Source organism: Mesorhizobium sp. 10J20-29 (assembly GCF_054130485.1).
In genome coordinates, this window is record NZ_CP199156.1 from 3,326,190 (window position 1) to 3,345,323 (window position 19,134).

Genomic DNA, 19,134 nt, shown 5'->3' on the forward strand with positions numbered 1-19,134 from the left:
AGACGATGTTCAACAGAGGTGATCGCGATATCACGCCGCGAATTCCAGGGACTGCGGGTCGGCGTGCCGCCGACTTTCAAATCATGCGTATCGTGTTTCGATACGGCAGGTTTTCAAGAAATCGCGCCAGCTTGCCAGGATGCCAGGCCGTAGAGGGATCAATCCCTGAGCATCGTTTCCGGATGCTGCAACGAAGACGTCAAGTTGGCCGGCATTCGAAGATTTCGAGCGGAAATTCAAAATAGCCGTGGGGCCCGCCATTCTTTGATGTTGTGATCGATGCTACCGTCGGGCAAGCGCGCTGGAAGGACGGGCATTCATGAACGACACATTGTTGAAGGCCGGACTGAAAGCTGCTGAGGTGCTGGCTGCGAGTCCCCAATCCGATATGGCCGCCAAGAAAACCCCGACAGAATCGGTGCCCAACTCCTCCGAACCGGAATATATCGTTCCCGAGAGGATTTTGGAGCTACTCGGCGCACCGCCTATTCTCGATAGCGAAAACCTGGACCATTATCGGAAGTTCCAGCTCCAGTTTGCGCTAGAATATCAGCCGAAAACCATGACCGAATGGCTGCTCGTCAACGACTTGGTCGACATCAACTGGGAAATCCAGCGCTACCGACGGGTTAAGGCGGTGATCCCCAAGGCTGCTGGGCCGTCGACATTCCAAAAGGTCATTGGAAAGCCAGTTCCTGATGGCCAGAAAGCTATCGCGCTCATCTCTGGTCAAAAAACTTCTGATGCTGGTGCGAACCAGCCCTCGGTAGCTGAAACGGATTTTTACGTTCCTGCCTATATCACTGCTGAACTCATCGACGGCATAGCAATCGTCGACAATCTGCAGTCAGTCGAGCAGCTGGAACGATTGATCGAGCGTGCAGAAATCCGCCGTGAGAAGATCACCCAGGAATTCAGCGCACATCGTGCTCTTTTCGTCTCGGACTTCGGTCGCAAAAGTCAGGCAACGGTCGAACGCGAAGAATTTCTGGCGCGCTACTCCCAAGGCTTTAAGGTAAGGGTCGGGGGCGAGATTGGTCGCCAAGGCTGACACGGCTGACCCGGTTGTCGCGGCGACCGCCGAGGCCTTGCGTGGTGGGAACGAAAGCGATTGTGTGAGCGCTTCCTCACTTCGCCTCGCCGAGGTGCAGGTGCGACTTGCATGGATAAGGCGTGCGAAGGCCGAGGCTTTGAACCGGTGCATCGCAGTTCACAAACAACAATCAAAACCGGGCTCTCCGGTGACAGCCCCGACCGGGCTGCCTGATGAACGATCGGATTCGTCTCCGCGTGCCGAGATGTCCATTGCAGAAGCAGAAGCTTTGGCCGTCTGCGACAGTCTGAAAGAGTTGGCCACGCTCGAGAACTATGAGCGGAAAACGCTGTCTCGGCGGAAAAAGCTCGGTTTTGCGCATCTGTTGGCGATCGAGAGATCGGGCGAGTGATCTGAGCCCGCGCGTACCCTGCAACCTGTCGATCTATCAAACAACCGCATTCCCAGCGCGCCCAGCGGAGGCCTCGTGCGGTCACGCCAACGCTTATGGAGTATACACGCGGGTCGCGAACTACAATGATTGGATCGCAGAAAAAACCGGTATGTAGGTAGCTTTGCAGATGACGATTGTGCAGCCGAGTCTTGGACTTTGCTGAGTGTTTGTGTTGGGCTTCGCTTTCTCATCTTCTAGAGCCTTCAGGCGCTTGGCGTCGGACACGTCCATCCCGGCATACCTCGCCTTCCAGTTTACAGCGTAGCCTCGCTGACACCGTGCTTGCGGGCCAGATCGCCCTCACTCGGAGCTGTTCAGGGTGCAGCCCAAGATGAAGCTGTACAACCATAGATTGCTTTTTGGCGAAACGAGAAAGCTGGCAAATGTGCGATAACGCTGAGCCCTGGCAGGGCAAGCTGCCAAACGTGCGATAACGCCTCGTAGCGATTTTAGCAATTTCAGGAAGTCGTCGTTCGTGAACTCCGCTGGCGATCCGGCAAGTCGCATGGCTTGGAACGAACGGGAACCGCGCCTTAGCGGGATGCATCTTTCGGATGAACCCAGTTGCGAAAGTGGCGCCAGCGCCGCGCTTCCGGCGTCAGCATCTGCTCGGCATGATCAAGTTCAACCGACCCGCCGAAGCGAAGTTCCCTGGCTCCTGATCGACCAGCCAGCATACGGTATCTCATGTGCGCGATATGGCGCACCACTTCTTCAAGGTGGCGCGCTTTCAGACGCTGAACCAGGCGGGCTTTCACGCAGCGCATATCCTGTCGGCGAAGAACCGCGACATTGCTTGGCAGTCATGGACGCGAGCCGAGCTCGCACGCTGCTGGTCAACATCCACCCGTGTCACGGCAGACGGACGCAGCGAAGTCATAGTACACTTGCCGGCAGTAGGCGATTGCATATGAACGCATTAGGCGCTCCAAGCCTTGGTTCTGGTCAGGTGCACCTAATTCTGGAAGTCGAGCAACGCCCGTTGGACAAGAATTTGTTGGACGGATACGGCAGCGCACCACATTGTCGCACTCCGATCTCGTGGGAACCGTTCGCTTCCTGATGCGCATTCTCGTCTTTGCCAGTTCCTACGGTCACATAATCGGCGGCGGACCAGTGTTAGCGCCGTTGCTGATGGCTTCGCTGGCCGAGCGCGGGCATGAGATCATGGTGATTACCGACCGAGCGCCCAAGACGCTGCCCGAGGACGAAATGAACGACGGGGTCCGCGTCCTGCGCATGCCTTTTGTGCAAGCCCTGTCGGGAGACATCGCGCTGATCGCCACACTCAGGCGGCAGGTGGAAGCACTGAAGCACAGTCTCCGCCCGGATCTGGTTTACATCTTCTCCTCGGGCCGCGGCGAGATGTTTCACCATCTGACCAGATCCGCACACGCGGCCCCAATGGTAGTCACCCTGCACGACCTGTTCCCGCCGTCCCGATACGCTCCCGAAGCCATGGTCGGGCGAAACCTCAGGTCGGCCGACTGGATCATTGGCTGTTCGGAAGCGACCACCGCGTGGGCCGTCAAGCAGCTCCCCGAAATCGGCAAACGTGCAACCACGATCCTCAACGCGGTACCAACACCAGCGGCATCGGCAATTCAGGCTGACCGGAAGCGCCTTCTCTTTCCCGGCCGCCTGGTGGCCAAGAAGGGCTGCGATCTTGCGCTGCGGGCATTCGCCGACCTGTCGTCGAGTGATCCGGCGCTGCGTATGGATATTGCTGGCGACGGGCCGGAAGCCGAAGCGCTGCAAACGTTGGCTGGCGACCTGGGCATTGCAGGCAAGGTCATGTTTCACGGCGGCGTTGGCCGAAGCACGCTGCTGGACCTGATGGCCGGATCGCTGGCAGTCACGGTTCCTTCCCGTGACGAGCCTTTTGGCCTGGTGGCGCTGGAAGCCGCCCACATGGGCCGGCCTGTCGTGGCAGCTGCGGTCGGAGGCTTGCCCGAGATTGTTCTGCATGAGCGCACCGGCATGCTTGTTCCGCCCGACGATGTGCCAGCACTTACGGCAGCGCTCAGGTCTCTCATCGATGATCCGGGCCGTGCCGATCGGCTTGGCGCCGAGGCTGCCGAGACCGCCAGGCGCGGCTTCCAATGGAACCGGTTCGTTGAAAGCTACGAGGACCTCTTCTCACGGATAGCCGGCACATGAGTGTGACCGCGCCTCCCGTCGCCGACACTCTCAGAGTGATGCTTCCCAGCTCACATGACGGGCTCTTTCTGCGGATGCTCGCAGGCCCTCAGGAAGATGTCCGCGAAGCTTGGGAGGCCTGGCTGGAACCCGTCAGACATCTCCGTCCGTTCCTGCGGGGCCAGCGGCCAGACCTGAAGCGGCTACTTCCGCTAGCAGCCTATCGGCTCAGGCAGGCCGACGTGACGGTGGACATGCAGCACCTTTTGAATGCTGCAAAGCTCTGGGAAGAACAGCGGACCCGGCGGATCCTCGAGATTTTCTCGGCGGTTTTCGACCGGCTAACCGAGGTCGGGCTTCATCCTACCCTGGTGGGGGGCCTCGCAAACTCGGCCTCTGCATATCCCGAAATTGCCCTGCGGCATTGCCATGACATCGACATCCTGCTCCCACCGGACGAGGTCCAGCGAGCCGCTCGGCTGCTCGTCGAAGCGGGATTCGAACGGCCAGATGCCACGCTGAAGATCGCCGCCTCCGTCAGCTTGCGACACGCGGATGGACTACCAATCAATCTGCACACATCACTACTTGGTTCGACATATTTCAGGCTACCTGACAAACGGATGACCGCTCGCGCGGTCACCCTCTATATCGCCGGCCGGTCGATCGACATCCTTCCTCCAGAGGGGGCCTTGCTGCATCGCCTCGCCCTGGCCACCACCGACAGCGCAGCCGAACCAATCAGCGCCCTTGTCGATGCGGCGCTGATCCTCGGCACTGCTGGCTTCGACGTCAATCAATGGCAGCACTTCATTGACGATGCGCTGTCTGCAAGGCTGGGCCCACAGCTGTTCACGATGCTCGACTATCTGCGTCGCGAAGTCGGAGCTACCGTTTCCGAATCCGTGTTGCGTGAACTTGCGCAATCGTCGAGATGTCAGGATGCGGAGTGGGTGGACCATGCTTTGCACCACGCCCGGTATGGCCACGGAGGCAATTTGGGGGCGATGCTCATCGTCAGCAACTGGCGTTCTCGGATCAAGATCGTGCGTTGGCTGGTTCTGCCATCTCCGGGCTATCTGCGGGGATGGTGTTCACGTCGCGGTTTGGCGTGGACCCCGCTGTGGTATGTCGGTCGACCTTTCCGCCGATCTGTGAACAGATTGGCACGCATCGGCAGGTCCAGAGGAAATTGATTTGGCCAGGATTCTCTTCATCAGCGAGCACTTCTGGCCAGCGACCGGTGGTATCGAGGTTCGCGCAAAAGCCTTCCTTCCCGCGATGGTGCAAAGGGGGCACGAATATTCGGTTCTGACGACCCGGGAGCCGGGTGACGGGCTGGCGGAAATCGACGAACTCGACGGGATCAAGCTTGTTCGCATTCCTTTTCCCGCTGCTCTCAGGACCGGTGACTTCAGGGAGATCGTGCGCTTGCGCCGACGCTATTCGGAGCTTTTGGCGGAGTTTCAACCTGACCTGATCCACATCTTCTACGGCGGAACATTGGCCATGTTGTTGCTCGAGAAGGCGAACGCTGATCTGCCTGTCCTTGCTTCATTCACCACATGGCCGATGCAGAAGGAAAACGTGCTCGAGAGCACGCTCGGTCGTCTGCTGCAGAGGGCAGACTGGGTGACGGCGAATTCTTCGAGACTTCTCGACATGCTCGGGCAGCTGGCGCCACGCGATGATCAGGAGAGGTCGGTCGTTTACAGTGGCAATCCATTGCCCGGCTTTGAGCCGGATCCGCTGCCGGCAAGTCCCGCTGCAATCCTTTGCCTTGGTCGTGTAATCGAACGAAAGGGTTTCGACCTGATGATCCGGGCAATGCCTGAGGTCCTTGCCCGGTTTCCCGAAACGCGGCTGCGCATCGTGGGCGACGGTGATGCCATGGACAGCTTGCGCGGGCTCGTCGCTCAGCTTCGACTTGAGGATCGCGTCAGCTTCGACGGGATGATGTCCCACTCGGGCGTCAGCAAAGCCATAAATCAGAGTTCGTTCGTCGTGATCCCGTCGCGCGGGGCCGAGCCCTTTGCGACCGTTGCGATCGAAACCATGCAGATGGGGCGGCCTTGCATCGCTTCCCGGTGCGGAGGAATGGAAGAGGCGGTCGTCGACGGCGAGACTGGTTTGATGATCCCGGAGGAGGACGTCGGCGCTCTTGCTACAGCAGCGATTGCGTTGTTGGAGGACCCGGAAAGAGCAGCCCGAATGGGGCAGGCCGGTTACCACCGCGCCAGGACCATGCACGGTTGGGACAGGTATCTCGACGAGTTCGGCGGGATATATGAACGCCTCTACAACAGGCGATTCAGCCGGGCTGCTTCGTATTGACAAGGCTTCCGTAATGAAGCCAAAAAGGTTGCAAACGTCAGGACGCGAATGAACCTGGCGGTATTGGGGGCAAAAAAAGATGCTGAAATTCTTATCCGTTGTAGCGGCCTGATGGATATCTCGAGCAAGCGCTTCAGGCTTAACGAACCCACCGTTGCCGCCGATGTGATCGACGGCGAGGCCATCATCATCAATCTCGAAAAGGGCGACTATTTCAGCCTGACGTCGACAGGAGCGGATTACTGGCGGATGCTTTCTGCTGGTGCGACCGTTGACGAGATTGCAGCTGTGGCTGCTGGCCATTTCCGGATCGACGTCACGCAAGTCGAGCCCCACATCAGCGATCTTGCGCGTCGCCTTGTTCAGGAGGGTCTCATCGTACCCAGTGAGAACGCAGGCGCCGGTCCGTCAGAGATCGTCTTCGAATCGTCGTCTTACGAGAGCCCCGAACTTTCGGTCTTCAGCGACGTCAAGGACCTGATCGCGCTCGACCCACCGTTGCCGGATTATGCGCGTCGCGCAAAAGAGTGATCGCGAGCACGGCAATAATCACCGCCGCAAAGGGTGGCAGCCGGCTGCCCACGTCGGTTGGCGCTGCCGGCTTCCTGGCGATGCGCGAGACGTTCTTCGAAGCTGCCGCGCGGCGTAGCGACGTAGCATCGACGTGTCAGCTTCAAATCGCTGGGAAGCACGTACCCGTCTCAATCGTCGGGTCGACGCTGTCCCGGATTGTATGCGACGCTTTTGCTCACCTGATCGAGCCCGGGAACGGTATCGGGGAGAGGCCACAGAGGCAGCCCGGCATCTATCTTTGGGACCGTTCGGAAGCCGATGTCCCGGCGCCGCCGCGCCCGGATGTCGTCGAATGGACATCCGGTGCAGATGGATGGCGTCTCGATGCTTATGATGACTTGCGCTATATCCGCGAAGAGCGCTCCGACAGTCTCATCTGGTTCGACCGCGCCACAGGCGACCTCTTCGCCATGTACCAGGATGCGCGGCGTTTCCTGCTCTACGAGAAGGCACGTCCGCTCAGCCGCCTCATCCCCGAATTCTGCCGTCATCTCGACGCGCACGACGTCCACGCGGCAGCCGTGGCGTCCCACGGAGCGGGAGCGATCATCGTCGGCGGCAGCGGTCGCGGCAAGACGACAACCTCGATCGACTGTCTCGTCCATGGGCTGGACCTGCTCGGCGACGACTCTGTGGCGATTTCCGAGTTCAGGGGAGACTTCGCCGTCAGCAGTCTCTATGCGTCGGCACGGGCGCATCCGGTGCAGATGCGACGCTGGCCCGAACTATCCGGCTATTGGACAATTCCAGGACCGGCCGACGACAAGGCTCTGCTGATGCCGCTGTCAGTGCCTGGCGTCAGCATGGCCCGCACCGCCTCCATCCGCGCGATAATCGTGCCGCGGCTTGATCCTTCAGCAAGACTTGTAGAACCGGTGCCGGGCAACGCGGCATTTCACGCCCTGGTCCGAGATAGTGCGGAAAACCGGAAGTTCAGTCTTCGCCGCGACCAGTTCCAGCGTTTTGCCAGGCTAACACAGTCGATACCGTCCTTTGCAGTCAGGATAAACCAGCCACCCGAGGCTGTTGCAGAAACGATCTCCGGCATTATCGAAGGAAGAGCACATGCATGACAGATTGGTGAGTTGCATCCTTCCGGTCTGGAACGGCGAGAAATACCTGGTCCATGCGCTGGACAGCATCTTTGCCCAGTCGCACAAGGCGGTCGACGTCATTGTCGTCGATGACGGGTCAACCGATGCGACGTGCAGCATCTGCGAGCAGCATGCTGGCACCATACGCGTGGTTTCGCAGGCTAATGCCGGGCCGTCGGTAGCCCGAAACACAGGTATTGAGCACGCCAAGGGGGATTTCGTCGCCTTCCTCGATTACGATGATCTCTGGACGCCCGAGAAACTGGCCAAGCAGTTGGCGGTTTTCGCCTCGCATCCCGAAATCGGCGCATGTGTGGGCTACGTCCAGGAGTTCGAGGACAAAGATGACGGTTCTGTAAAACTCCGAGGCGATCCGATCGTCGGCTACACGACCGGCACCGCGATGCTGTCTCGTGAAGCATTGCAGACGGTCGGTCCGTTCAACACCGCAATCGAGCATGCCGATTCCGCCGACTGGTTCCTGAGGGCGCGAAATGCTGGCATACGCGATATGCTGTTGCCTGATGTGCTACTTAACCGGCGCTGCCATGCAAACAACCGGTCCCAGCTCAGGAACAACAATACCCGTCAGGAATTCCTCAACCTGCTCAGGGCAAATGTCGCACGGCATCGAGCCAGCAAGGCTCCGTCAGGGCAAAGGGACGACTAGGCCGTTGGCCTGCATCGCCATCGGCCCGCAAAGACCAACGCCGTCTTGGGACTGGGTTGGCAGGGCACTCGGCGAAGAGCTTGCTAGGCACCACGTCGTGAGCTTCTTCGACGAATTTTGCTCTGCTCCGGAGGCAGACGTCGTTCTGGTCGTCAAACAAAGGCCTGGCCTCGACTTCGTGTACAAGGCGCATGGTCGGGGAGCCCTCGTCGCTTTCGCTCCGATCGACATCTACCAGGAAGCTGGCGAAATCGATGAAGACCGTGCCATGCTGGCGGCCTGTGATCTGGTCCTGCTTCACGGCGCCGAACTGGCACCTTATTTGTCCGAATGCACTTCCCGTTTGCTCGAGGTCGATCATCATCTCCGTTTTGCGCTGGAACCGATGGCCGAGTTCAGGGAAGAAGGCTTCGTTCTGTGGGTCGGCGCCACCCAGAACCTGATGCCGCTGCTGGTCTGGCTCGAGAAGAACCCGCTGCCATATGAGGTTCGACTGCTGACCAACATCAGCCGTGAACACTGGGTTCTGGCTCAGTTGACGGCTTACAGGCTCGGTCTGAGAATCAGCTTCGACAGTGGCAGGATAAACGGCCTGCCCGCTTACCAGTGGAGCGAAGCCAGGCAGGAAGAGATGATGCGCGCCTGCCGCGCGGCGATCGACATCAAGGGAACCGACTTCGCGCAGGCCACGAAGCCGCCGACGAAGGCGCAGCAATTTATCGGTTCTGGAATTCCCTTCGCGTGCAATGCGGACAGTCCGATGGCTCGGCATTTCGCAAGAAGGGGATTTGAGATCGCTCAACCGCACGACACGGCACGCTTGTTTTCGAAGCGCTACTGGAGCGAAACCCGGGCCCACGCCCGTCAGATGCGAACGGAACTATCGCTTGCTGCAGTTGCCGATCGTTTCTCCCGGGCATTCGAGCAGGCCGGGCCAAAGAAGTCAGCGCCTTGAGCAAGGCTGTTGATGATCTCGTCGCAAGGGCCCGTCCGAACGACCGGGTATGGCTGTTGCTGCATGTGATCCTTGGCGACGACAACGTTGCAGCCGAGGCATGGCATTCGTGGTGGTCGACGGGACCCAGTCCCGAGCCGAGCCTGGCCGAACAGCGCTTGCTGCCTTCGGTATCGCAGCGACTGTCCCTGCTAGAAATAGTGGGTGGACTGCCGCCATTGGTTAGCGTCGCAAGGCGCAACACCTATCTCATCAACCAGGCCCGACTGAAGGCAGTAAGGCCACTCCTGGAGCAGATCCTCCCTGCAATGCCGGTGATGATCCTCAAGGGCGGCGCGCGCATCGCTGTCGATGCCCAGGCAATGCACCTGCGTTCTGTCCGTGACCTCGACCTCCTGCTGCCGCAGGACCACTTGTCCGAGGCCCTCGAGATCGCCATAGCCAATGGCTACCGATCGGTCAGCGGCCTGCTGCCTGGTCCCGTCAAGTCGAGGGCGCTCGCCCCGCTGTTCGAGGCGGGTTCGCGACGACATGACTACATGGAGCTCGACTTCCACGCCGTGCCTTTGCGTTTCGGCCGGCTCGGTAATCACGATGACGGTCTCTGGCGGCGCGCAATCGACGCCAAGCTTGCCGGACTGCCGGTCAAGGTGCCGTCGGTGACGGATCGGCTTCTGCATGCCGTTGCTCACGGGCTCGTTGCCGACAATGACAAGCCCGCAGACTGGCTCGTCGACAGTGTTATCGCACTTCGGGATCCTTCCTTCGACGTTGCTATTGCTACCGAGGAGATCGCGGCTCGCAGGCTTGGCCTGCCGATGAAGATTGCCACATCGTTGCTGGACGAGCTTGGCGTCGCAGTGCCTCGCCCGATCGTCGATGCTTGCGGCCGCGATCTGCGTGGACTGCTCTTCAGGCACGAAATGGCAGCTTCGCTGAAGCCCGGCAACAGGCAGACGCTGATGGATCGCGTGCTGCTGAACGGCGCCGAGTGGCGACGGTCGTTCGGTTCGCGGCAACGGATCGTCAGTTGGAAGACAGCCTGGCTGGCAAAACCATCGGTCAAGCATCCAGGCTCTGGCTGGAACTGCTTCGTCGAAGGTCGTGCCAACCTGTCGATAGAGGCGCCGAAGGACAATTGCCTTGTCCTTCGCTTCGCCTGTCCCGACACAAGTCTGGAAGGCAGTTCGTTCGATGTTCTGCTCGACGGTGTCTGGATTGGTCGGGCGCGTTTTCGACTGACGCACCTGCTTGCGCCTTGGCCCGTGCCGTCCTGGCAGGTTCGCATGTCCTACCGGCTTCCGCAGGGAAGGAAGGTGCAATCTCGAGCCCTGCTTACGATCGTTGCGCTCGATCGCAAGAAGGCGCCGACTGCAAGTGCACCAGGCTCTTTGCGCGTCTCAGTCGAGATGACCCGTCGGTCGCAAACTCCGTTGCGCAGTCGCTACCCAAGGCGATAGATGACGTTTGTGATCGGAGCCAACAATTCGCGCCATGCCACGGATATTCGACTGTTTCACGATCAGCAACGAACTGGAGCTTCTGGAGATCCGTCTCAACGAGATGGCGCCCGTCGTCAGCACATTCGTCATAGCCGAATCTCCGTTCACGTTTCAGGGAGATCCGAAGCCTCTCTTCTACAGGGACAACCAGGATCGGTTCGCTGCCTTTGCTGACCGTATCCGACATGTCATCGTCGAAGACATGCCTGGCGGAACGGGTGAGGCCGCGCATTGGCAGAGGGAGTGCCACCAGCGCAACACCATGATGTCGGCGCTTTCTGACGCCGGGCCACGGGATCTGGTGATGCTGTCCGACGTCGATGAGATCGTGCGCGCAGAGAAGCTTCTTGCAGTTGCCGCGACAAGCAACTCATGGCCGACCGTGCATTGCTTCGAGCTGACCTTCTACCGCTACCTCCTGAACTACCTTTATCGGGAGCCTTGGTCGCGTAGTGGTCCGCGCCTCACTGAGCGCCGCCATCTCAATACGATGCAGGGACTGAGGGATGTCCATCCGCCAGTCGCCAATCCGGTCAGGTCCACGACACGCTGGCTGAAGGCAAGCTTGGCCATGCGCTCGCCAATCAGGCGCATCCTGCACCGCGATGCTGGATGGCATTTTTCCTACATGGGAGGTGTCGATCGGGTTGCTCAGAGGCTACGCTCTGGTTCGCACGTCATCGGCGAGCGAAGCACGGATCCGAAAGCCTCGATGATCGCAGAGGCAGAACGACGGCTTGCCGCCGCGCATAAGGACCCGGATCTCAGGAGGGTGCCGATCGACGAGACGTTTCCGGCCTTTCTGCGGCAGAATCCGAACCGGTTCCGCGATCTCATTGCTGGGTAGGCCACAGAACAGCAAAAGCCGGCATGCCTCACCGTAGCTGGTGAGTGACAGGTCGGGTTACCGCTTCTGGAAACAGTCCGCATCTGACCGATCCACCAGGCCTTGATTCCGACCGGCCTACGAGCCTGCAAGCAGGCACAGCTGATTTGGAACCCTTGCTGCCGACAAGGCCTGATACGCTCGAATGAGAAAACTCGCGGGTTTCCTCGGTCAACTAATGGCGCCCTTGGAAGCAACCTGACTAGCTTTTGCGCCTACCGAAGCTTGGACAGGAGAAGCATCAGCTGGCCTTGCCTCGAAGTACCAGTCTTGTGGAGGACTATCTTGAGGCGGGTCCGAGCACTTTCAAGCGTTATGCCGAGGTTTTCTGCAGCTTCCGATACCGAATCGCCCAGGAAGAGCCGCCGGCACAGGGCAATTTCCGCAGGCGCAAGGCGAAACGCTGGTGCAAGTACTGAAAAATCGCCAGGCTTCTGTTCCTCGAGACAGAGGTCGGTCATCAAGACCAGCATCAGCTGCTGCGGCGGAAGAAGCGATGTAAAGCCGGTCGAGGAGGGGGGAGCCGCAGGAAGTCGGGCCATGGTGATCTGCCAAGCACCCGCGGCTGTCCGCAACAAGATACCATTCCCCTCCGCTTGGGTGCCCCTGGTCAATCGGTCCAAGGTCGCAGCAAAGCGTGCATCCGCGTCGACGTCTGACAGGTAACAACGGCCGTTCCGGACCGTTATGCTACGCCCGAGCGAAAACAAAAGTTCGGCTGCATGATTGGCTGTGCGCAAGACACGTCCGCTATCTACAACGAAGGCTGCGCACCTGCAGCGCTCGATCAATGCCGCTTCGGCAACCAAACATTCAGTGCCCACGCGAATTTGGCGAGCGAGCGCGATGGACAGTTCCAAGCTCCCCCGGATCCGCTGCATAATTTCCGCTGCGGCGCGATCATATGTTCCGGCAAGGGAAAGAGGGTAGTGCAGAAGCACATTGATCGCTTCATCTCGGTCTCCGACCAGCTTCATGCCAACTGCTGCTTCGGCATCTTTCTGGGGGAGGAGCCAATCATTATAGAACTCTGTGTGTGCAAAACTGCGCGCCGGTGAGACGAGCTCTGACACCGCGATGGTTGTGCTTCGGACCGAATTCCAATAGGTCGCCCATGGATTCACGTAGGCGAAATGTTCGGCATAGGATCGAACAAAGGCCGGGTCCATATTCTGGAAGGAAAGGAAATTGAGCCTGCTTTCAGGAAAATTCATGTTGTAGAGGCCACCCCATGAGCCGGGGAAGGCTCTGCTCAGAGCAGCCGGCACGTCATCCCATGAACCGCTGCCGAAGGTCGCGGAATCGATCGCAGCTCCGATTTCGGCGCTAATGGCCGCTACACGTTCCTCACTGTAGTCGTCGACCGACCTCCTACCCATTCTTACGGCGCTCCCCTAGTCGCCTCCTTCATACGCAATCCCCCTCAATTTCACCGCATGGTTGAAACATAACCTATTCTTGCGCGACCGCAAGCAAGTGGATGAAAAGCAGTTCTTGCTCAAGTTCGGTTGAAAACCCTTGTATGGGTCTCGCGCGATCATAGCGGGCAAAGTCATCAGATACTGCGGTGTATTCGCCAGGCCGTTCCTTCTCCAAGATGTAAGCCTCAGGGCAAATCAAGATTGTCGAGAGAGGAAGTCTCAGGGCGGAATTCACCAAGATTGCGTCGTGATAAGCTTGTCTTTCTGGTCATGTGGACGTTCATGGCAAGATTTGCTGAGGACTTCTGTCTTGCGCTTAGACGACGACAGATAAAAGGTTCGCCTACTGCGAAACGCACTTGGTGACGGCTCTGAGGTGCCTGCCGGCCGTGCGTTGTCTCGGTCTTCAATGGAAAGGCCCTTGGGCACGCCAAAATTGAAGCCAGTCCCCATTTGGGGCTTGGGACGCCAAAAACCAGTAGCTAACCCTGCTGAGGCGGACCACGTGAGGGAGCGTGAAGTTCTTGAGTTAACGCGTAATGCGAATGGTTGGGAGTGCCGTATTGGCAGTTGCCGCAACAGCCTCCGAGTCATTGCCTTAGAGACCAGGCTTGCTACCAGGGGAGACTGAGTTGGCTACCATCATTGGCAATTCCGGGGACAACACGCTCAACGGTACTTCCGGCAATGACACCATCATCGGCAAGGACGGCAATGACGTCCTCATCGGCGGTGCCGGCAATGATGACCTGTCCGGTGGCAACGGCGACGATTTCCTCGATGGCGGTTCGGGAAATGACAAGCTCGATGGCGGTTCCGGCAACGACACCCTGCTTGGCGGCGCCGGCAATGACAAGCTGGATGGCGGATCCGGTGACGATTACCTCGACGGCGGCACAGGCAATGATCAGCTCGAAGGCGGGGAAGGCAATGACACCCTTCTGGGAGGCGATGGCAACGACAAGCTTTATGGCGGCTCCGGCAACGACCATCTTGATGGCGGCACGGGCAATGACAAGCTCGAGGGTGGCGAAGGCAACGATACGCTTCTCGGCGACGACGGCAATGACGACCTGGATGGAGGTTCCGGTAACGACACCCTGCTTGGCGGCGCCGGCAATGACAAGCTGGATGGCGGATCCGGGGATGATTACCTCAACGGTGGTGCCGGCAATGACACAATCGAGGCCGGCTCCGGCAACGACATGCTTGTCTACAATCTCTCGGAAAACATAGGCTCGAAGGATGACTATGACGGTCAATCCGGAGTGGACACTCTCAGATTGGAGTTCACCACTGCCCAATGGTCAAGTTCGTCGCTGCGCAACGAGATCAACGCGTTTGCCGCATCCCTGCCGGTCTCCGGCGACTACCGTTTTAGTTCGTTTGGCCTGACCGTCCGATCGATCGAAAAGGTCGAGGTCTATGTCGATGGCGTTCTCCAGGTAAGCAATCAGCAGCCCGTTGCCCATGATGATTTCGCGACTGTTGAGGAGAACGCATCGATTACCGGAGATGTCCTCGGCAATGATACCGATCCCTGTCCGTCGTCAGAACATTTGGCGTGGCACAGACTGCAGCTTTGATTAGAGGAGTTTCGGCCTCGTCTCGGTGTTGATGTTATGCGGCTAGCTTGCGGTGCTGCAAGCGCCGCTGTTCGATGGTCTGACGTTTGATCCTTTCTCGTTGTTGGATGATTGCCTCCGCTCTGCCGAAGTAGGCGTCGGCGGGCGTCACGTTGCCCAGGCTCTCGTGGTAGCGCTGGTGGTTGTAATATTCGACGAACGCCTCGATCTGGCGTTCGAGGTCTCCGGGCAGGAAGTAGTTCTCGAGCAAGATGCGGTTCTTGAGGGTCTGGTGCCAGCGCTCGATCTTGCCCTGCGTCTGGGGATGGAACGGAGCGCCACGCACATGGCTCATGCGCTGCGCCTCGATATAGTCTGCCAGATCACTGGCGATGTAACTCGGGCCATTGTCGCTGAGCAGGCGCGGCTTGTGCCGGACATGAGCCTGGTCGCAACCTGAAGCGGCCAGCGCCATATCCAAGGTGTCGGTGACGTCCTCGGCCCGCATGGTGCTGCACAGCTTCCAACTGATGATGTAGCGGGAGTAGTCGTCGAGCACCGTGGACAGATACATCCAGCCCCAGCCGATGATCTTGAAGTAGGTGAAGTCGGTCTGCCACATCTCGTTCGGGCGAGTGGTCTTGGTGTGGAACGCATCAGCGGCCTTGATCACCACATAGGCCGGGCTGGTGATCAGATCATGGGCCTTGAGCAGGCGGTAAACCGTGGCCTCCGATACGAAGTAGTGCTTCTCGTCGGTGAACCGCACGGCCAGTTCGCGCGGCGAGAGCTCCGACTGATCCAACGCCAGTTCGATGATCTGATCATGAATCTCAGCCGGTATCCGGTTCCACACTCGGCTCGGCGCCGATGAGCGGTCTTCCAGCGCTTCCGGGCCGCCAACAAGGTAACGATCATACCAGCGGCAGAAAGTCCGGCGTGGGATGCCCAGATGCTCAAGTGTGCGACGAGCTGGCAGGTGTGACTGCTCGACAATCCGGATGATCTCGAGCTTCTCGGATGCGGGGTATCTCATTCGTCGTCGCCCCCATCCGCGATCATGCTTTTTTTAAGCAGACGGTTCTCGAGCGTCAGGTCGGCAACGCATTCCTTCAGCGCACCGGCCTCTCGGCGCAGATCCTTCACTTCGTCGGTGGTGGCGGCACGGGCGGTATCGCCCGCCAAGCGCCGCTTGCCAGCCTCCATGAACTCTTTCGACCAAGTGTAATACAGGCTCTGAGCGATGCCCTCCTTGCGGCACAGCTCGGCTATGCTGTCGTCACCGCGTAGGCCATCCAGCACGATCCGGATCTTGTCTTCCGCTGAGAAATGCCGCCGAGTTGCCCGGCGGATATCCTTCACTACCTGCTCTGCAGGTCTCTTCGCATTCGTCGTTTTGGGTGGCATCGTCATTCCTTCGTCAATGCGACGAGACCAAAACTCTCCTTAAGTCACAACCTCAAATCTGGGCCATAGGTGCTGACGGGAAACAGTCTCCAACGTCGTCAATCGCTGGGGCGAATTTCATGCCAGCGCACTTGCCGCCGCCGACAAGGCCGCACGACTGAATGCATGGTTTGCCGGGCTCTCGCGCGTACTGCGGATAGGACTTCAGATAGCCATACTCGGATATGGCGCACTCCTGGTACTGGAGGGTGAGTTGACGGCAGGCATGATCTTCGCTGCTTCGCTGATCTCTGGCCGCGCATTGCAACCCATCGATCAGATCATTGGCTCTTGGCGGCAACTTGCCGCCGGGCGCGAAGCTTGGAAGCGCGTTCAGGCTTTCATGGAGAAGGCAGACTTGCGGGACGAGTACACAAGTCTTCCCGCACCCAACGGTCTCCTCGTTGCCAATGACATCGTGCAGTTCAATCCCTCTGACCCGACGAAGCCACCAATCCTTGCGGGTATCAGTTTCAGCTTGAAACCTGGAGAGTCCGTAGCAGTGCTTGGGCCGTCGGGGTCGGGCAAGTCTACACTGGCGCGAATTCTGGTCGGGGCAGCGACGCCCCGTGCCGGACACGTGCGAATAGATGGCCACGACATCTCCAACTGGAACCCTGAAGACCTCGGCCGTCATATCGGCTACCTCTCGCAGGACGTCGAACTCGTACCGGGCACCATCGCGCAAAACATATCTCGTTTCGACCCGAACCCATCAGACGAGGCGATCGTGGCGGCGGCGCATGCTGCACATGTGGTCGACGTGATCCAGCGCATGCCACGAGGCTATGACACGTCGATAGGCCCTGGCGGCGTCCAGGTTTCGGGAGGCGAGAAGCAACTCATCGGACTTGCACGTGCGCTTTATGGTTCGCCTCGCATCCTGGTGCTTGATGAGCCGGACGCCAGTCTCGACCGGAGCGGCGAACTCGCGCTGATGCGAGCCCTGTCCGACGCGCACAAGCGAGGTGTGACGGTCTTCATCATTACCCAGCGGGAAAGGGTTCTTGCAGGCGTCGACAAGATCATGCGAATGCAGAATGGCAAGCTGCTGGACTATGATACACGCGATAAGGTCTTCGAGCGATTTCGTGACGCTGGTTCCCGCGCGGGAGATCCGGGCAGCGGACCGTCGAGGCCGCTCGAGGGGCAGGCCATAGATGGCAAATCGGTGCCGCAAACATGAACATGCAGACCGGCATTACGCCATCGGCGCCGCACAACCCGCCTTCCGGATCAGTTCTCTCCCACGCGCAGTCCCGTTGGCAGGACAAGGTCCCCACCAGTATCGGCCGCCCGATCCTCTGGGGTGCAGTCGCCGCTGCGGCATTTGTTGCGGGCTTTGGCATGTGGGCAGCGATCGCACCGATAGACGGCGCGGTTGTCGCAATCGGCGTTGTCCAGGCGAGCGGGCAGAACCAGGTGGTCGAGCATCTCGAGGGCGGTATCGTCGCAGTGATAAACGTTATGGAAGGGCAGGGGGTCAAGACGGGAGATCCCCTGCTGACGATCGAAACAGTCCGTCTCGCAGCGGATCGCGACCGGGTTAACGTCGCCCTGATTGCCGCTGAGGCGCGGCTTGCGCGCGCGCAGGCTGAGCGAGACGGCAACACGGAGATCGTCTTTTCAGATGAACTATCCAGCACTGCGCGCTTGACCTCGGTCGAGGGAGATCTCGATCAGCAGCGAGCCGAATTCTTCAATCGGGTGCAGCGGCACAGGGCAGAGCTTGCAGCACTGGAGCAGCGTGTGAGAGCCGTCGAGGAGGAGATTGAAGGGCTTTCTATTCAAAAGACATCCGAGGAACGCAAATTGGCGGTCTTGCGCGACGAACTCGCCGAAAAGGCAGACCTTCTGGCAAAGGGCCTGACACCAAAGAGCCAGTATAATGCTCTCTTGCGTGCTGAAGCGGACTCGCTTGGCGCCAGTGGCGGCATCACGGCAACGATTGGGCAGAGGCGTTCTGCGATTGCTGAACTCGCTGAGCAAAGGGCCGGCATCGAAGCCAGGCGTCGCGAGGCAGCGTCTGCGGAGGTCAACCAGCTGCGCTCCGAAATCGGCGATCTCAGGCAACAGTTGAGGTCGAGAGACGACATGCTCGCACGGTCGGAAATCCGTTCCCCCGCCGACGGGATCGTCATCAAGCTCCTGAAGAACACCGTCGGCAGCGTCATCAAGCCGGGCGAGGCTGTCGTGGAGATACTCCCGACCTCAAGCGAACTCATCATCGATGCCAAAGTCGCGCCACAAGACATAGATGCGGTGAAGGTTGGACAGGAGGCAACGTTGCGCCTCACGGCACTCAACGCTCGAACCACACCGCAGGTCGCTGCAGCTGTGAGCTACATCTCGGCAGACCGTTTTGTCGACCCGAACACGCGCGAGCCATACTACACTGCGCGTCTGCGAATTGCCCAGGATCTACCGGCCGAAATTGCGCCCGGTCAGATTCAGCCTGGCATGCCGGTTGAGGTTTTCATCAAGACCGGCGAGCGTACCTTCCTGGAATATCTGGTACGTCCGGTTCAGGACAGTTTTGCAAAGGCGTTTCGCGAAGAGTGACAAAGCGGGCTGCCGCTGTTGGAACCAGTCAGAACCTGCGACGCGCAAAGCTGTTTTGAGATCTAACAAGCTCTCCCGCAGCGGCGCGCCGCAGTCGCGACGATGCGCGAATTAACTCGCTTCCTCAAGCGAGTTCGTTCTGCTCGATTCCTTCTGTTGCGTGATTGTGGCGTGGGAGGGTTAACGAAGTGGTTGGAATTGTGCGATTTGCCAGGACTACCCAACTTGCTCCGGTGGGAGCCTGAACCTGATCCCAGCTGCGCGGACACCCGCGCGTTGCGCCAGAACTAGGGCGATTGCCTCCTGGCTCAGCAGCTAATGTCCAAAAAAACGGGTACCGTTCGCCATGCGCATTTCACCATTCAGGGTTGCGCGCTTTCTGGTAGCGTCCCCGACTATTCTCCTTCGAGGGTTGATCCTCTGGCAAAATTAACCCATCCTTAATCCTGCGTAGGGGGAGGGTGAGACGGTGCCGGTTGGTCGCGGAGGAGTATTGTACG

At 59.3% G+C, this 19,134-nt stretch carries 17 protein-coding genes and 1 pseudogene; 14 read left to right on the forward strand and 4 right to left on the reverse strand.

The window, feature by feature from the left end; all coding sequences use genetic code 11:
• The first annotated feature begins 319 nt into the window (after positions 1-319).
• Positions 320-1,051, forward strand: coding sequence for a hypothetical protein (locus ACT2BZ_RS15930; RefSeq protein WP_457936104.1), 732 nt, complete (start codon positions 320-322; stop codon positions 1,049-1,051).
• On the forward strand, positions 1,035-1,445 hold the full coding sequence (locus ACT2BZ_RS15935; RefSeq protein ID WP_457936105.1) for a hypothetical protein: 411 nt from the start codon (positions 1,035-1,037) through the stop codon (positions 1,443-1,445). The genes ACT2BZ_RS15930 and ACT2BZ_RS15935 overlap by 17 nt, the downstream gene beginning before the upstream one ends.
• A gap of 219 nt (positions 1,446-1,664) precedes the next feature.
• On the opposite strand, the pseudogene ACT2BZ_RS15940 reads toward ACT2BZ_RS15935, so the two are convergent.
• Together ACT2BZ_RS15940 and ACT2BZ_RS15945 are read right to left on the reverse strand one after the other, a co-directional pair.
• Positions 1,665-1,783: pseudogene (locus ACT2BZ_RS15940) on the reverse strand (transposase); the annotation flags it as partial.
• Between the two features lie 237 nt (positions 1,784-2,020).
• Positions 2,021-2,245 carry a hypothetical protein gene (locus ACT2BZ_RS15945; RefSeq protein ID WP_457936106.1) on the reverse strand — a complete coding sequence of 75 codons (225 nt, stop codon included), beginning with the start codon at positions 2,243-2,245 and terminating at the stop codon, positions 2,021-2,023.
• Positions 2,246-2,549: 304 nt separating this feature from the next.
• On the opposite strand from ACT2BZ_RS15945, the gene ACT2BZ_RS15950 reads away from it, so the two are divergent.
• The 9 genes from ACT2BZ_RS15950 (at position 2,550) to ACT2BZ_RS15990 (ending at position 11,601) form a co-directional block, all read left to right on the forward strand.
• Positions 2,550-3,647 carry a glycosyltransferase family 4 protein gene (locus ACT2BZ_RS15950; protein WP_457936107.1) on the forward strand — a complete coding sequence of 366 codons (1,098 nt, stop codon included), beginning with the start codon at positions 2,550-2,552 and terminating at the stop codon, positions 3,645-3,647.
• Positions 3,644-4,822, forward strand: a complete 1,179-nt coding sequence (locus ACT2BZ_RS15955) for a nucleotidyltransferase family protein (RefSeq protein ID WP_457936108.1) — start codon at positions 3,644-3,646, stop codon at positions 4,820-4,822. Before ACT2BZ_RS15950 ends, ACT2BZ_RS15955 begins: the two co-directional genes overlap by 4 nt.
• Before the next feature lies 1 nt (position 4,823).
• The gene (locus tag ACT2BZ_RS15960) at positions 4,824-5,960 is read left to right on the forward strand and encodes a glycosyltransferase family 4 protein (RefSeq protein WP_457936109.1); all 1,137 of its coding nucleotides are present in this window, start codon (positions 4,824-4,826) and stop codon (positions 5,958-5,960) included.
• Between the two features lie 48 nt (positions 5,961-6,008).
• Complete coding sequence (locus tag ACT2BZ_RS15965) at positions 6,009-6,491, forward strand: PqqD family protein (protein ID WP_457936110.1); 483 nt, start codon at positions 6,009-6,011, stop codon at positions 6,489-6,491.
• A gap of 380 nt (positions 6,492-6,871) precedes the next feature.
• Complete coding sequence (locus ACT2BZ_RS15970) at positions 6,872-7,606, forward strand: hypothetical protein (RefSeq protein WP_457936111.1); 735 nt, start codon at positions 6,872-6,874, stop codon at positions 7,604-7,606.
• The gene (locus ACT2BZ_RS15975; protein WP_457936112.1) at positions 7,599-8,297 is read left to right on the forward strand and encodes a glycosyltransferase family 2 protein; all 699 of its coding nucleotides are present in this window, start codon (positions 7,599-7,601) and stop codon (positions 8,295-8,297) included. The genes ACT2BZ_RS15970 and ACT2BZ_RS15975 overlap by 8 nt, the downstream gene beginning before the upstream one ends.
• 97 nt (positions 8,298-8,394) lie before the next feature.
• Positions 8,395-9,252, forward strand: coding sequence for a hypothetical protein (locus ACT2BZ_RS15980; RefSeq protein ID WP_457936113.1), 858 nt, complete (start codon positions 8,395-8,397; stop codon positions 9,250-9,252).
• Positions 9,249-10,712 carry a nucleotidyltransferase family protein gene (locus ACT2BZ_RS15985; RefSeq protein WP_457936114.1) on the forward strand — a complete coding sequence of 488 codons (1,464 nt, stop codon included), beginning with the start codon at positions 9,249-9,251 and terminating at the stop codon, positions 10,710-10,712. Before ACT2BZ_RS15980 ends, ACT2BZ_RS15985 begins: the two co-directional genes overlap by 4 nt.
• A gap of 34 nt (positions 10,713-10,746) precedes the next feature.
• Complete coding sequence (locus ACT2BZ_RS15990; RefSeq protein ID WP_457936115.1) at positions 10,747-11,601, forward strand: hypothetical protein; 855 nt, start codon at positions 10,747-10,749, stop codon at positions 11,599-11,601.
• A 254-nt stretch (positions 11,602-11,855) separates the two neighbouring features.
• On the opposite strand, the gene ACT2BZ_RS15995 is transcribed toward ACT2BZ_RS15990, so the two are convergent.
• On the reverse strand, positions 11,856-13,019 hold the full coding sequence (locus ACT2BZ_RS15995) for a helix-turn-helix transcriptional regulator (RefSeq protein WP_457936116.1): 1,164 nt from the start codon (positions 13,017-13,019) through the stop codon (positions 11,856-11,858).
• A gap of 674 nt (positions 13,020-13,693) precedes the next feature.
• On the opposite strand from ACT2BZ_RS15995, the gene ACT2BZ_RS16000 reads away from it, so the two are divergent.
• Complete coding sequence (locus tag ACT2BZ_RS16000) at positions 13,694-14,647, forward strand: hypothetical protein (protein WP_457936117.1); 954 nt, start codon at positions 13,694-13,696, stop codon at positions 14,645-14,647.
• Between the two features lie 34 nt (positions 14,648-14,681).
• Here ACT2BZ_RS16000 and ACT2BZ_RS16005 read toward each other — a convergent pair.
• Positions 14,682-16,033, reverse strand: a protein-coding gene (locus ACT2BZ_RS16005; RefSeq protein ID WP_457936118.1) for an IS3 family transposase whose coding sequence is annotated in 2 segments (ribosomal slippage) — positions 14,682-15,697 and positions 15,697-16,033 — 1,353 coding nt in all. Because the reading frame shifts where the segments join, the coding sequence is not laid out codon by codon here.
• 253 nt (positions 16,034-16,286) lie between these two features.
• Between ACT2BZ_RS16005 and ACT2BZ_RS16010 the strand changes: the two genes are divergently transcribed.
• Both ACT2BZ_RS16010 and ACT2BZ_RS16015 read left to right on the forward strand, forming a co-directional pair.
• Entirely contained in the window at positions 16,287-17,258 is a 972-nt protein-coding gene (locus ACT2BZ_RS16010; protein ID WP_457936119.1) for an ATP-binding cassette domain-containing protein, read from the forward strand.
• Positions 17,255-18,634 (forward strand): HlyD family type I secretion periplasmic adaptor subunit, encoded by a 1,380-nt coding sequence (locus ACT2BZ_RS16015; protein WP_457936120.1) that lies wholly within the window; start codon positions 17,255-17,257, stop codon positions 18,632-18,634. Before ACT2BZ_RS16010 ends, ACT2BZ_RS16015 begins: the two co-directional genes overlap by 4 nt.
• Positions 18,635-19,134: the final 500 nt, after the last annotated feature.